This is a genomic window from Candidatus Hydrogenedentota bacterium (assembly GCA_016791475.1).
Classification (GTDB): domain Bacteria; phylum Hydrogenedentota; class Hydrogenedentia; order Hydrogenedentales; family JAEUWI01; genus JAEUWI01.
The window spans coordinates 1-13813 of the sequence record JAEUWI010000048.1; the positions used below are offsets into that span (position 1 = coordinate 1).

Genomic DNA, 13813 nt, shown 5'->3' on the forward strand with positions numbered 1-13813 from the left:
CCATACGACCCATACGACCCATACGACCCATACGACCCATACGACCCATAAGACCCATAAGACCCATAAGACCCATCATCACTACCGCGCCGGTTGCGTTCTACCAGACCCCACTTCGTTGTCAGTTGTCCATTGTCAATTGTCAATTACCCTAATCCGCAAGTCCTTGAACTGGATCTTCATCGGCGGACCGGGGTGCATCTGTACCGCGATGTATCCATCCTTGCAGGCCATCTTTGCGTCGCGGTCATCCACTTCGCACATCAGTTCTCCGTTGATGCGCAGCGTAATCTTTGAGCCAATGGCGGAAACTTCATAGTCGTTCCACTCGCCTTCTTTGACGACCTTCTGCAGTTCGGCAGGATCGCCGATGGGCGTGTCCTGGCGGGAGCCGTCCTCCGCGATGACTGCGGTGAAGCCCCGCTTTACCACCGCCTCGCGATCATGCTGAAACAGGCAACCCGTCCACTGGCCGGGGGACTCCATGTCGGCCTGATAGCCCCAGGCGTCGTAACCATCGAGCTTTTTACTGCGGATCTGCACGCCTGAGTTTCCGCCCACAAGCTTGTAGCGAAATCGCAGGATGAAGTCCGCAGGTTTTGCCGTTTCCCAGAACAGATAGTGATGCTTCAGGCAGGGCTTTTCCGTCGTGCTTTCGGAGGTAATGGCGCCATCCTCCACCCACCAGCCCCCTTCCTTGCCATCCCAGCCACTGAGATCCTTGCCGTTGAACATAGGCACAAAGCCTTCCTCTTCGACCGGTGCCGCCGTTAGGTTGGCAGCGGACAGGAATGCGACGGCGAGCAGACCGAATACGTAAAGGTGCTTCATGTGCGAGTCCTCATGGATTTACTATCATCGCCACAGTCCGAGGCTGGTCTATTCGTGTAACCACGGGACGCGTGAACGAAAAATTACACCACGAAGGCAGGAAGAGCACGAAGGTGAAAAACAGGGCAACCTGATTGCGGAGCCTACTTTCCTCTTTCCTTCGTGAACTTCGTGCTCTTCGTGGCGACAGAATTTCCAAGCGAGATCACGTGGGCAGTTCGTAGCCCTTGCGGCGCGGGCGCGACAACATCGCGTTGCCCTCGGGACAATTGCGGAATTCTTCTTTCTTCGGATTCCACTGGAGTACTTCGCCGACCTTGCCCACGCTCCGGGCGATGTTCACGAGGTAGCACAGCGTTGAACTGCGCTGGCCATACTCGATATCGCCGTTGCAGGTTGCCCGGGTCTTGATGCACTCGATCCAGTTCTCCACATGGGGATGGGTTTCAGGCACGCCGATGGGCGTGGGCTTGCCCGCGGGATCCACCAGTGTGTCGGGCGAACAGGTGTACATGTTGCGGTTCAGCTCGATCTCGCCCTTGTCGCCAATGTAGACGCAACCGAGACCGGGGGAGCGGTCGCCGTCCATGTCGAGCTGAAGTTCGACGCCGTTCTTATACTTCATCCGAACCTTCGCGCGCGGTCCCGTCTGATCGGCCATGCCGTAATAGGGCGATCCCGTGTCTTCCGGCGGGATATTCGTACGCTCGAACTTGCCCGTGCGGCGCTCGGCCACTTCCTCCTCCAGCACCACTTCCACGGGACCCGTTTCGTCGGTGCCCAGACCCCGCTGGATCTGGTCGTAGCCATGGGCACCCCAGCCCGTTACGCCATAGGTCGTGCCGCCGCCGTCATAGTCATCCCACTTGTCCCACATGCGATGGATCTTTTCATGATAGGGGCGCACGACCGCCTGATTCGTCCAGATGTCCCACCAATTCTCGCCGCCATCGGGCATGGGCTGTTCTTCGGTACTGGTGTAGATCCACGGGCCAATGTAGTTGCAACCGCGCACGGTATGAACCTTGCCGATGGCGCCGTTCTTCACCAGATCGCTGATCCAGTTGTTAACCGGGATGCTGCGCTGCTGCGTTCCGATCTGGGTGACGCGATTGTACTTCCGCGCGATATTCACCATGTCGCGGCCTTCCGCAATGGTCAGCGCCATGGGCTTTTCAATGTAGGCATCCATGCCCATCGCCATGGCGTGACAGGCCACCCACGCGCGGGCGTGGGTGGTGGTTTCCACCATGACACCGTCCAGTTTCTCCGATTCGATCATCTTCCGGAAATCGGGGTAGCCGGTGAATTTGTGCGTCGCGCCGTGGAGTTCCTGGAACTGGGCGATGCGCGGCTGGAAGCAGTCACTCACCGCGACCAACTGGAAGTTGGGCACATCCTTGCACTGGCCAATAAGATCGCGGGCGCGTCCGCCCAGGCCGATCACGCCGATGGCGACTTTCTCATTGGGCGAAAGCTTGCCGGGAACGACTCGGGCCGTGTTGGTGCGCGTGGCGCAGCCGGCAAGGGCGCCGACGGCGGTGAGGGTGGTCGAGGCGAGAAAGGCGCGCCGCGTCAGGTCATGGTGTTTCATGGTGCTCAAACTCCTTGGACCGGACTGGCCGGTGCATCGTCTCATCGTGGGCTCCCGGGGAACCGGGCGCTACCCATGGACAACCTGCTGTTGTCCAGTAAGATAGATGCATAAAGCATGCCCGTGGCTTCGGCCCCCTCAAAGGGCAATGACCTTCGGGATACAGGGCGTAATCGCGTGGGGGCATCCCTGATCGTGATGCGCTTGAACAAATGTGTATTGAGCAATGTTGGGCTATGGTCGCCATTGCTCAGCGGTGCGGCATGGACCAGAAACGTCCGTTTCAGCCCGTGGTCCGAATGGCAAATATCCGATGGACCCCTTTGTCTTCATAAGGGTCGTGATCACTTGCCAGTTCTTCGGGCGTATAGCCGGAGCTCAGGTCTTCGATCCGGATCGTGCATTCGGCCTCTTCTACCGTGAAGCGCGCGCGCCAGGTGCGGTAGGCGATTTCCCATTCCCGCTCGCCCAGTTGGCGCAGCCGTTTCCGTTTGCGGTTGAAGGGTTCGTCGGCAAGCTGCTGCACCAGAAAGGCCTCCAGACACTCCACCCCCTTCGACTCCAGCCAGCGCACCTGCGTCTCGGCCGTCTCGCTGAAGGTAACGGTCCAGGTCGGCTCTTCAATTTCGTCAAGCCAGCCGAGCGTAGCGTCCGGAAAACTATCTGCATAGGTGAGATAGGGCTTGATATCCAGGACAGGCGTGCCGTCCAGCAGATCGTGGTCCGCCACCTCCACAATTCGGCCCGACACGGCGATCAGGCGCACACACGTGAGGCCGATGCTGTTGGGGCGGTAGGGCGCGCGGGAGGCAAAGACACCCACCTTCCGATTGCCCCTTGGCGGCTGCACGAGGGGCTTCCAGGCCTTGTTGTGGTGAAACTGGAAGATGACCCAGATGTGGGAAAAGCCCGCCAGATCCTGCAGGGCCTGCTCGAAGTTCTGGCCGCCGTCCAATTCGATCCGCCCCAGGCTGTCAAGGGCCACCGTGCCCTGACGCGCGGCGTCGTAGGGGTGTTTTTCCGAACAATGGAATACACCGATGGGTACGATCTGCATGTCGGTCTCCTCACTCGCTGCCCAGATTCGACCGCCATAGTAACACGGAGTCGGGTCGAATACGAATGCATATCTCAACATATTGTCTAAAACATATTAGACAAAAACTTTACAAGATCGCCGCCGAATGGTAGAATAGAAACGGTGATCGAAATCGCACGGCCCAACCCGGAGCCTCCATCAGGAGAAGCAACCCATGAAAGTTCACCTGCTCCAGCAGGAGCAATATCTCCCCGCCCCGCTCGACGAGGTGTTTCCATTTTTTGCCCGACCGGAGAATCTCGGGAAGTTGACGCCCGGTTTTCTTGGCTTCAAATTGTTGACGCCCAGTCCCATTCCGATGCACGTTGGCGCTATCATTGACTATGTCGTTTCGGTGAATGGAATCCCCATGCGCTGGACGACGTGCATTTCTGAATACGACCCACCCCATCGCTTCGTGGATGTACAGCTCAAGGGTCCGTATTCCTTCTGGCACCATACCCACACCTTCGAAGCGCAGGGGGAGGGGACCCTGATTCGCGACGAAGTGCGCTACGCCCTGCCCTTTGGTCCACTCGGCGAGATTGCCCACGCCGTGATGGTGAAGCGCCAGCTCAATACCATATTCAATTTCCGCCGTGGCTACCTCGATGCGATTAAAGATTGGTCCACGATAAACTCGGGCGCGGTGTCGACTTCATGAGCGAAGAGCGGATCGCAATATTGGCTCCGCGCAGCGCCATCGCGACGGCCCTCATGGCGCAACTTCATGAGCGGGGCGCGCACATCGCCGCGATTGGACGCGACGTGGCGGGTCTCGCGGCGCCAGGCGCCGCATGGCGCACGGCCTGCGATTTGACCGATTTTGATGCCGTGGCCAGCGCGCTGGCGGAAGCAAAAAAAGCGCTCGGCGGCCTTACCGGTCTGGTGAATTGCTCCGGCTCCATCCTGTTGAAGCCGGCCCACCTCACCTCTCGCGAGGATTTCGATAGCACGTTGAACGCCAACCTCGTCACGGCCTTTGCCGTGGTGCGCAGCGCCAAAGCCGTATTTGGGAGGGACGCCGGCTCGGTGGTGCTGGTGTCTTCTGCCGCCGCGAGCTTCGGCATGGGCAACCACGAAGCCATCGCCGCAGCAAAAGGGGCCATCGAGGGGCTGGTTCGGTCAGCCGCCGCCACCTATGCGTCCAGCGGCATTCGCTTCAATGCCGTGGCGCCCGGTCTGGTGGAAACGCCCCTCTCGGCGTCCATCACCGCCGCACCGGCCGCGCGCAAGCTTTCCGAGTCGCTTCACCCCATCGGGTCGCTCGGCCAAGCCGACGACATCGCCTCCGCCATCGCCTGGTTTCTCGATCCCGCGCAGCGCTGGGTCACCGGGCAGGTGCTGGGGGTGGATGGGGGATTGAGTCGGGTTCAGCCCCGCCCCCGCGTAAGTCCGGCAATCGGATGAATCCGGGCACGGCAGTATTGCTGGCCAATGCCGCCAGCACCTTCGCCCTGACGGGTCTGATCTGGACCATACAGATCGCGCATTACCCCGCCTTTCGCTACATTGCCGGGCCGAAATTCATCGAGTTCGAGGCCTTTCACCAGCGCCAGATCAGTCGGGTGGTGGTGCCGCTCATGCTGGTCGAGCTTTTCACGGCCGCCGCCTTGCTCGGGTGGCGCCCGGCAACATTGCCCGTGCATTTTGCCATCACGGGCGGGCTACTGGTAGCAGCCATCTGGGCGTGCACGTTCGCGGTGCAGGTGCCGTTGCACAACCGCCTGACCCAGGGCTATGATCGCGCTGCGATCGATGCGCTCGTCAACAGCAACTGGATACGGACCGCCCTCTGGTCCCTGCGCGCGGGCCTCTTGCTCTGGGCGCTCTGCGTCACATGGCCCGTCGCGGAGCAGACGCTTTGAACACGCTATTCGTTCAGCCCGATCAACTCTCCACGGATACGGCGCTCTTTCGTGGTTGCACGCCCCGTAATACGCGCGTAATTCTTGCGGAGTACAAGAGCGAATTCACCCTCGTGCCCTTTCACAGGCAGCGATTGACCTTCGTGTTTTCCGCCATGCGTCATTTCGCGGAAGAGCTGCGCGGCGCCGGCTTCACGGTGGACTACTTCGCCTGTTGCGACGACCTGACGGCGGCACTCAAGTTAACCGGTGTGCGCGAAGTTCGGATGATGGATTCGGCGGACTGGGGCGCAAGTGCGCGATACCAGGCGGCCGCGGAGTCCGCCGGTATCGCGGTCGAGGTCGTGGACAACGACATGTTCATCAACGCGCGGTTGGATCAGCCCGTCATGCTGGTCCGCGGCAAGGCCACGCGGATGGAAGTCTTCTACCGCAAGCTGCGCGCCGCCACCGGCATGCTCATGGATGGGCCGGAACCGACGGGCGGGGCCTGGAACTTCGACGCGGAGAACCGTAACCCGCCGAAGAAGGGGCTGGAATCACCGCCAGTACCGCGCTATGCCCCCGACGCGATCACCCGCCAGGTTGTCGCCGATGTAAATGAGCACTTTCCGAAGGCCTTTGGGCGACTCGACTCGTTCCATTGGCCCGTCACCCGCCGCGAGGCCCAGGAGTTTTATGACAACTTTCTCCAATGGCGTTTTCCCCTCTTCGGGGACTACCAGGACGCCATGGTGGCGGGCAACGTGGCCCTCTTTCATTCGCTGATATCCGCCCACATCAATATCGGCCTGCTCGACCCCGATGGGGTGTGCCGTCAGGCCGAGGCCCACTTTCGACGGGGGCGCGTGCCGCTCAATGCGGCCGAGGGCTTCATTCGCCAGATCGTGGGTTGGCGAGAATTTGTGCGGGAGCTCTACCGCGCCAATATGCCGGGCTACGAAGAATCCAATCGACTGGAGGCGGACTTGCCCCTGCCCGGGGTGTACTGGCACGGTCAGACCCGTATGAACTGCATGGCCGAGGCCGTGGTCCCGGTCATACACCATGGCCTCAATCACCACATTCAGCGGCTGATGATCACGGGAAACTTTGGCCTCCTCGCCGGGGTGCGACCGCAGGCTCTGAACGAGTGGTACTGGCTCGCCTATATCGACGCGTGGCACTGGGTGGTGACGCCCAATGTGATCGGCATGGCCACCTTCGCCGATGGTGGACTCATGGCCTCCAAGCCCTATGCGGGTTCGGCGAACTACATCAACAAAATGAGCAACTACTGCAAGTACTGCCCCTATGACCCCAAGCAATTCCTTGGCGAAAAGGCCTGCCCCTTTAACGCCCTCTACTGGGATTTCCTGGCGCGAAACAAGGCGCTCCTGTTCCGCAATCCGCGAATGGCCCTGAGCTACAAGAATCTCGATCGCAAAACGCGCGATGAATTGAACGATATTCGAAAGAAGGCCGACTCCATCAGACTGGCCTCGGTGAACGATGCCCTTTGAACGTGAAGCCCGGTGCGTAGTCAAACGCACCGGGTTTCGCATACTTACTGCGGTCTCTCTTATTTGCGTGCGTTATAGCTCGTAATCAAATTCTTGTAGGCGGGCAGATGATTGGCAAAGAGCGTTCCCAATCCTTCCACGTCGTTGCGCCAGTCCCGGTGCAATTCGCACGCCACGCCAAACCAGCTCATCAATTGCGCGCCCGCCGCCTCCATGCGCGACCAGGCCGCCTCGCGCGTGGTTTTGTTGAAGGTGCCGGAGGCGTCTGTGACCACGAACACTTCGTAGCCCTCCTCCAGCGCCGAGAGGGCCGGAAAAGCCACGCACACCTCGGTGACCACACCCGCGATAATCAACTGCCTCTTTCCCGTCGCCTTGATGGCGTCGACGAAGTCCTGGTTGTCCCACGCGTTGATCTGGCCGGGGCGCGCAACGTAGGGTGCATCGGGGAATAGGGCCTTGATTTCAGGTATCAGCGGGCCGTTCGGGCCATCCTCAAAGCTCGTGGTCAGGATCGTGGGCAGTTTGAAATACTTTGCCGAATCCGCCAGCGCGAGCACATTGTTGATGAAGTCGTCGGGCGAAAAATCGCCCACGATGTTGCAGAGCCCCGACTGATGATCCACCAGCAGCACCGCCGCATCATCCTTGTCCAGCCGACGATAGGTGTACCTGTTGCTCATTCTTTGTGCTCCTTATAGATGAGATTTCGATCACTGTGCCAAACCTGTGGTGCAAGTATAGCATCGCTACTATTTCTCCAGTTAACGAAGGAGACCGTGAAAGTGGTTGTGTTGGCGCGCGCGCCGCCGGGCAGGCTACACTAACGGCAGGTTGCGGAAAAAAGCCGTGGTGCGTTCGCGCGATCTGCCTCCGGGCATCGTTGGGTGCGGTGAATCCAGGCGGGTTTCGTACGAGACGCCGTGGCCTGGCCGGGAGTCGGCTGCGGCGCATTCAATCAAACGAAAAAGGGAGTCGGGATCGGATGTCTGAAGTTGTCTTAACTACCTGCGCGGTAATCGCTTGTGCGGGTTTGTCCGCGCGGGTTTTGCGCGTTCGCATTTTTCGGGGTATACTTTCTGCGGTGGCGTTTTGGGCCGCCGATGCGAGAACTGTTTTCACGACCTTGCTCCGCACTGACGTGTCTGCAGACAACGTAGAAAGGTTGGGAAATCATGCCGTTTTCGATCCTTGTCGCCGCTCTTCTTTTCTCCGCCGTCATTCTCCTTCCACGCCCCGCCGCACTCCAGAAGGCTACTGTACTCGCACGTGGTCGACGTCGGCGCCTCAGGCGTCGCGCCCGTCAGTGGTATGCCGACTGAGGCGATATCCGCAGCCGGCGCAGTGCCTTATAGCGTTGGGGCTCCTCGTCACCATGCTGACCGGGTGTCCCACGCCCCCGAATACCGTAACCGTTCCCGATCTGTCCGGCCTCACCCGCGAAGTCGCGGAGGATATGCTGCATGATGAAGGTCTTGAATTAGGCACCGTTACCCAGGCCCACCACGATACCATTCCCGTCGGGCAGGTCATCTCGCAAAGTCCGCTGGCTGGCGCTGAAGTCGCCGCGGATTCTACCGTCTCCATCACCATCTCGCTCGGTCATGATCACGGAGGCGAGGGCGAAGGAGAGGGCGAAGGTGAAGGTGAAGGTGAAGGTGAAGGTGAAGGTGAAGGAGAACTCGTTTCCCTCTGGTCTGATCCCGCCACCTGGGGGGGCGCTGTGCCCGCAGCCGGCGAAGATGTCACCATCGACACCGACATGCACGTGCTATTGGATGTGAGTCCGCCCGCCCTCGGCGTGATCACCGTGCTGGGCATGCTGGAAATCGAAGACGCTGATCTTGAACTTACGGCTGAGGCCATCATGGTCCACGGCGAATTGCGCGCCGGTTCAGAAGCGGATCCCGTCGAACACAATGTCACTTTCACGCTCACCGGTGTGATTGGCCAGGACATCATGGGTATGGGCACCCGAGGCATCATGGTAATGGACGGCTCTCTCGAACTCTTCGGCACCCCGCCCGCCGTGGCCTGGACCAAAATCAACGCCCACGCGGAAGCCGGCGCCACCGCCCTCGAAACCCTGGAGGAAACCGGCTGGAACGCGGGCGACGAAATCGTCCTGGCGCCAACGGACTGGTATGGCGTTTCCGAGACCGAAGTGCGCACGCTCGGCCCGGTCACCGGCAACACGGTGTCACTGCAGAGTCCCGTGACCGATTTTCACTGGGGCCGCCTCCAGTATGTCACCCCCGAAGGCATGAGCCTCGATGCCACCAACGTCATTACCCCCGATCATCCCGATACCCCCGTGGTGCTGGATGAGCGCGCGGAAATAGGCAATCTCTCCCGCAATATCGTGATTCAGGCGCCCGATGATTCACTCTGGCGGGACGAAGGCTTCGGCGTGCATGTCATGATGATGCAGCACGGCTCATCGGCCAAGGTGGACAGCGTGGAGTTTCGCCGTGGCGGTCAGCGCGGCCGACTCGGGCGCTACCCCTTTCACTGGCACATGCTCAGCTACGATGGCGTGAATTTCCTCGGCGACGCCGACGGCCAGTTCATCCGCAATTCGACCATCAACCTGTCCGCCAGCCGCGGCATCGTAGTTCACGGCACCAACGGCGTGCTCGTGCAGAACAACATCGTCTACAGCACCCACGGCCACGGTATCTTCACGGAAGACGCGGTGGAGCGTCGCAACACCTTTGACGGAAATCTGGTGCTTCATGTGCGGAACCCCGAGCCGGAAGATGCGCTGAAGCAGCACGAGATCTTCGGTGACGGCGGCTCCAGCGGCTTCTGGATTGCGAATCCCGACAATGTCACCATCAACAACGCCGTGGCGGATTGCCGGGGTTTCGGCTATTGGCTGGCCTTCCCCGCCAATCCCTGGGGGCCGAATATCGGTGTCGCCATGCGGCCGAACCGGCTTCAATTCGGCGCCTTCGGCGACAACAGCACCCACACCAGCGGCGCCGAAGGCATCATGCTCGACTTCGTCGAAATCGACAACGCGGGCAATGTTTTTCCTGCCCAGTACATCTCCACCATCGACGGTATTGACCCGGTCTATCCCCGGGCCAATATGCGCCGTTTCGATCTGACGGGCCTGAGCACCTGGAAGAGCGGACGCAGCGGCATCTGGGATCGTTCCAGTTGGCCCACAAACTCCGGCATCGTCTCCGCCGACAACGCGGGCCGCTTCTTCGCGGGCGCGGGCGAAGACGGTATCATCGAGCACTGCCTGGCCATCGGCGACAGTCTCAACAGCGCCACGCCCCGTCCAGATGCCTATGTGGAGGCCCTCGGCGGCACAGAAATTCCAACGGCCTTCGCCACCTACCACAGCACCTTCGATATTCGCGAAAACGTCGTTGTGAACTTTCCGCTGGTCCCCGATGAACGCAGCGGCACTTTCGCAACGGACGACTACTACATCCGCCCCGTGGAAAAAGGGCAGACGCGCAACACGGACAACCTTCTCATCAACAGCCACCCCGGCTATCGATCCCGCTCGAACTACGATCACTTCGTGCTTGCGGGTGCAATGCTCGATCCCCACGGTCTCTGGGGTCCTGCGGAACAGTTCATCGTTTACGACGAGCCCTTCTTCACGTTTGGCCTGACCCCCACGCCTGTTGCTCCCGGCGCGGGCACGGGCGGCGTCAGTGTGCCCGGTCCCTTCTATGGCATCACGGAATTCGTCATCAACAACCTGCGCCCCTACTACCATCCCCTCATGGCGGTGCAGGCCACACGCCTGAATCCGGATACCCTTGTGCCCATCGCCACCTGGAGCGTTGCCGAAGCGGGCGAGGACTGGCTGCTGTCGCCCTTCCGCCACTTTGCGGCCCATGCCAGCGGGATCTATATGGTCGAATTCCCCGGATCGCCCATGCCCACGGATTTTCGCCTGAATTTCGAAAACATGCTGGAGCCTCAGGACACCCTCGTCATCGGCATCCAGTTCAGCGGCGACGTTACGCCGGAAGTCTCCGTGGAGTCTTATGGCCGTTTCCAGGCCTACAACGCGGTGGAATCGCTTCAGGCAGTCCGTGATTCGGCCGGGGAGACCTGGTGGCAGGATACCGAGAATGATCGCGTGTGGGTGAAGCTGCGGGGAGGATTCTGGCAGTTCTGGGACCTTACCGGCGAAGAGGCCGTGCCAAGCAACGATGAGCTGCTGTACGAGAACACGACGCTGCATTTGGATGGGGAGTGAGGGCTGAAATTGCTAAAATATCGGTCTTATACGACGGATAAGACGGATAGGACCGATTTGATCGATCTCAACTCAATTTGGAGCACGAGCCATGGGCAAGCTGCGCGCCAGTGGTGGCTACCGCAACCTCGCCACCTTTCAGATGGCGACCATCATCTACGACGCCACGGTGTGGTTCTGCGAGCGCTTCATCGACAGCCGCTCGCGAACCGTAGACCAGATGGTTCAGGCGGCAAGATCCGGTAGGCAAAACATCGCCGAGGGGAGCCGCGCCTCCGCGACTTCCTCGCAAACGGAGTTGCGCCTCGTAAATGTTGCCCGAGCGAGTCTTGAGGAATTGCTGCTGGACTATGAAGATTTCCTGCGACATCGACACCTGACGCAGTGGGCGTTGAACAGCCGCGAAGTGTCGGAAGTGCGGAGAGTTGCGCGATCACTTCGACCAGACTCGAAGAATAGGGCGGATTCGACGGATAGGACCGATTCGATGGGACAAGCCGATCCAAGTAATCAGTCCTATCCGTCGAATCCGTCCTATATGCTCCACCTCACCGATCACCAGCGCTACGCCCTCTACGCCCCCTGGCTCGACCACGCCGATCCCGCCATCCGCGCGAACGCCCTGATCTGCCTGATCCACCAGGCGAACTATCTGCTCGATCAGCAGATCCTCGCACTCGAGGCGCAATTCATCGGCGAAGGCGGCTACAGCGAGCTACTCGCCACCGCGCGACTCGAAGAGCGGAGCCGACAGAAAGCACGGTCCACAAATCGGATTTATCAGACTGCTCAGACCGATCAAACTGATCCGTCAGATCGGTCGGATCGGTCAGATCGCTCCAATTCCATCCCCGACTGCCCCCAGTGCGGCAGGCCCATGGCCATGCGCACGGCGAAGCAAGGCAAAAACACTGGCCAGTCCTTCTGGGGCTGTACCGGCTATCCCGACTGCAAGGGCGTCGCCCGCGCTTAGACGCGCAGGACGGTCCCCTTAGCCCTGCCCCTCGCGCTTTCGCGCTCGCGCTTCTTTGCCGTAGTTGTTGCGGAAGTAGACCATCACCCGGTTGCCGCGCTGGAAGGGAAGGACTTCCAGCACGGTAAAAGTGACATCATCGTCCGCTACCGCTGGATTGGCGAGGTGCTCGCGCAGCACCTGCAACAAGCCCGTCGCGATGTCGCTCGGCCGGGCGCTGCTGTCAGGAAGGCGCCCAGGTGTCCAGAGGTTTTCGGCCAACTGCGTGCCGCTCGCGTCGTGCGCTTCGGTCAGACCGTCGGTGTGAATGAGCAGGCGATCGCCCGGTTGCAGGCGCGCCTTGCCCACGGAGTAGCGCGCTTCGCCCGTTACGGCCAGGGGTACATTCCAGGGCCTGGACTTGTCGCGTGCGTGGACTTCCAGCGCTTCCCAGCGATCCGAACCCGCCCGGCAGACGCGCAGATGCGGGTGTCCCGCATTGCAGAACACGAGCCGCCCGTTCAGGGAGTTGTAGCTGAAGCACAAGGCGGTGGACATGAGGCACAGCCCACGCCTTACCGCACGTTGGTTCACTTCGCGGAGCACGCCCGAAGGGCTGTGACGGTTCATGTGCGCCGAAAAGACCTGCTCCAGCCAGGTGGCGAAATCGGCTACACCCTCCCCGTGGCCGCGCACATCGGCGATACACATGCGCGAAACGATTCCGGCGCCGCAGGCGGAAAGGTAGTAGAGGTCCCCTCCCACATGGCTGTCCTTCGGGATGGCGTGGAGGACCCCGGCCAGTCCGGGCATGGAAACGGGCATGGCGGCTTGCGAATTGCCGCCCCAGATCTTCCGGCACGCAAGCGCTACGGGCTGTCCAGTTTCGGGGGCTGCGTTCGTCGTAGGGGGAGAAGTCATAGCGCAGAGCATAGCACAAGGAGTTGATCGGGCTCTCCGCAAGATTTCCAGAGTCGACCGGGCGGTCAAGTCGGTCTGATCGCTCCAGAAGTTGACAACAGTGGAGTTTGGTGTTACTATACCGTCCAGACGGTTTAGTAACTCTCCGAAAGGTAGCCATGGTACGACCCAGTTGTAAAGATCTGATGCTGGACGCCGCCGAAGTGCTGTTGACCGAGCAGGGTGCCTGGCGCCTGACCCTCGATTCAGTGGCGGAGCGCGCTCAGGTCAGCAAGGGCGGCCTGCTCTACCATTTCCCCACCAAGGATGCCCTGCTTCAAGCCCTGGTGGACCGTCTGATAGAGAAGGGCAGAGAAAAGCGCCGGGCGCGGCGCGCGGCCTATGGCGACGGCCCGGAGGCCATGCTGAGAGCCGATGTGGAAGGGGCCCTGCTCGACGAGGAGCGAAATCCTCAGCTCTGTGCCGCCCTGGTCGCGGCCCTGGCCAACTGTCCCAATCTCAAAGCACCCATACTGAAGTTTCACGAACAGCGAGTTTCCGATCTGGAGTCGCTGGATGTCGATCAGGAAGAGGCCAATATCCTGCTGCTCGCGGCGGATGGCCTCATGCTGATGGAATCCTTGAATGTATCCCCTTTCTCGGAAGAACAGCGGCGGGTGCTGGTGGAGGCCATGCTCGCCATGGCGAGCCGGCTGGCCGGCGCACGGGTGTAATTTCCAACGACCACAGGGGCACAAATAAACGGGCGCGAGTCGGCGGCGCGCTTCGCAACCCTGCAGAATGCGCATAGTCTCTAGATAGCAGGAATCTTGTCCATCCAGCGCTGCATCCCCGCA

The 13813-nt window shown here is 60.6% G+C and carries 12 protein-coding genes; 7 read left to right on the forward strand and 5 right to left on the reverse strand.

The features are described 5' to 3' along the window. Positions 1 to 135: 135 nt before the first annotated feature. From JNK74_21430 to tsaA, 3 genes are all read right to left on the reverse strand, one after another. Entirely contained in the window at positions 136 to 831 is a 696-nt protein-coding gene (locus tag JNK74_21430; GenBank protein MBL7648747.1) for a DUF1080 domain-containing protein, read from the reverse strand. A gap of 205 nt (positions 832 to 1036) precedes the next feature. Continuing rightward, a complete protein-coding gene (locus JNK74_21435; protein ID MBL7648748.1) occupies positions 1037 to 2470 on the reverse strand; it encodes a Gfo/Idh/MocA family oxidoreductase in 1434 nt (477 codons plus the stop codon). Positions 2471 to 2708: 238 nt separating this feature from the next. Further along, on the reverse strand, positions 2709 to 3482 hold the full coding sequence (gene tsaA / locus JNK74_21440; GenBank protein ID MBL7648749.1) for a tRNA (N6-threonylcarbamoyladenosine(37)-N6)-methyltransferase TrmO: 774 nt from the start codon (positions 3480 to 3482) through the stop codon (positions 2709 to 2711). Positions 3483 to 3678: 196 nt separating this feature from the next. On the opposite strand from tsaA, the gene JNK74_21445 reads away from it, so the two are divergent. The 4 genes from JNK74_21445 to JNK74_21460 are packed head-to-tail and all read left to right on the forward strand — an operon-like array spanning position 3679 to position 6873. Further along, a complete protein-coding gene (locus JNK74_21445) occupies positions 3679 to 4167 on the forward strand; it encodes an SRPBCC family protein (GenBank protein MBL7648750.1) in 489 nt (162 codons plus the stop codon). Further along, entirely contained in the window at positions 4164 to 4913 is a 750-nt protein-coding gene (locus JNK74_21450; protein ID MBL7648751.1) for an SDR family oxidoreductase, read from the forward strand. The genes JNK74_21445 and JNK74_21450 overlap by 4 nt, the downstream gene beginning before the upstream one ends. Then, complete coding sequence (locus JNK74_21455) at positions 4910 to 5371, forward strand: hypothetical protein (GenBank protein MBL7648752.1); 462 nt, start codon at positions 4910 to 4912, stop codon at positions 5369 to 5371. Before JNK74_21450 ends, JNK74_21455 begins: the two co-directional genes overlap by 4 nt. Next, entirely contained in the window at positions 5368 to 6873 is a 1506-nt protein-coding gene (locus JNK74_21460; protein MBL7648753.1) for a cryptochrome/photolyase family protein, read from the forward strand. Before JNK74_21455 ends, JNK74_21460 begins: the two co-directional genes overlap by 4 nt. Before the next feature lie 59 nt (positions 6874 to 6932). Here JNK74_21460 and JNK74_21465 read toward each other — a convergent pair whose 3' ends face one another. Continuing rightward, positions 6933 to 7556, reverse strand: a complete 624-nt coding sequence (locus JNK74_21465) for a hydrolase (GenBank protein ID MBL7648754.1) — start codon at positions 7554 to 7556, stop codon at positions 6933 to 6935. 692 nt (positions 7557 to 8248) lie between these two features. Between JNK74_21465 and JNK74_21470 the strand changes: the two genes are divergently transcribed. Both JNK74_21470 and JNK74_21475 read left to right on the forward strand, forming a co-directional pair. Further along, positions 8249 to 11104 (forward strand): PASTA domain-containing protein, encoded by a 2856-nt coding sequence (locus JNK74_21470; GenBank protein ID MBL7648755.1) that lies wholly within the window; start codon positions 8249 to 8251, stop codon positions 11102 to 11104. Positions 11105 to 11195: 91 nt separating this feature from the next. Continuing rightward, complete coding sequence (locus JNK74_21475) at positions 11196 to 12077, forward strand: four helix bundle protein (GenBank protein ID MBL7648756.1); 882 nt, start codon at positions 11196 to 11198, stop codon at positions 12075 to 12077. Positions 12078 to 12095: 18 nt separating this feature from the next. On the opposite strand, the gene JNK74_21480 is transcribed toward JNK74_21475, so the two are convergent. Then, positions 12096 to 12881, reverse strand: a complete 786-nt coding sequence (locus JNK74_21480) for a serine/threonine-protein phosphatase (protein MBL7648757.1) — start codon at positions 12879 to 12881, stop codon at positions 12096 to 12098. 254 nt (positions 12882 to 13135) lie between these two features. Between JNK74_21480 and JNK74_21485 the strand changes: the two genes are divergently transcribed. After that, on the forward strand, positions 13136 to 13690 hold the full coding sequence (locus tag JNK74_21485) for a TetR family transcriptional regulator (protein MBL7648758.1): 555 nt from the start codon (positions 13136 to 13138) through the stop codon (positions 13688 to 13690). Positions 13691 to 13813 lie beyond the last annotated feature (123 nt).

Bases quoted from the DNA above. Each gene is read 5' to 3' on its own strand.
- JNK74_21430 (MBL7648747.1), bottom strand. From the start codon at position 831: ATGAAGCACCTTTACGTATTCGGTCTGCTCGCCGTCGCATTCCTGTCC.
- JNK74_21435 (MBL7648748.1), bottom strand. From the start codon at position 2,470: ATGAGACGATGCACCGGCCAGTCCGGTCCAAGGAGTTTGAGCACCATG.
- tsaA (MBL7648749.1), bottom strand. From the start codon at position 3,482: ATGCAGATCGTACCCATCGGTGTATTCCATTGTTCGGAAAAACACCCC.
- JNK74_21445 (MBL7648750.1), top strand. From the start codon at position 3,679: ATGAAAGTTCACCTGCTCCAGCAGGAGCAATATCTCCCCGCCCCGCTC.
- JNK74_21450 (MBL7648751.1), top strand. From the start codon at position 4,164: ATGAGCGAAGAGCGGATCGCAATATTGGCTCCGCGCAGCGCCATCGCG.
- JNK74_21455 (MBL7648752.1), top strand. From the start codon at position 4,910: ATGAATCCGGGCACGGCAGTATTGCTGGCCAATGCCGCCAGCACCTTC.
- JNK74_21465 (MBL7648754.1), bottom strand. From the start codon at position 7,556: ATGAGCAACAGGTACACCTATCGTCGGCTGGACAAGGATGATGCGGCG.
- JNK74_21470 (MBL7648755.1), top strand. From the start codon at position 8,249: ATGCTGACCGGGTGTCCCACGCCCCCGAATACCGTAACCGTTCCCGAT.
- JNK74_21475 (MBL7648756.1), top strand. From the start codon at position 11,196: ATGGGCAAGCTGCGCGCCAGTGGTGGCTACCGCAACCTCGCCACCTTT.
- JNK74_21480 (MBL7648757.1), bottom strand. From the start codon at position 12,881: ATGCCCGTTTCCATGCCCGGACTGGCCGGGGTCCTCCACGCCATCCCG.
- JNK74_21485 (MBL7648758.1), top strand. From the start codon at position 13,136: ATGGTACGACCCAGTTGTAAAGATCTGATGCTGGACGCCGCCGAAGTG.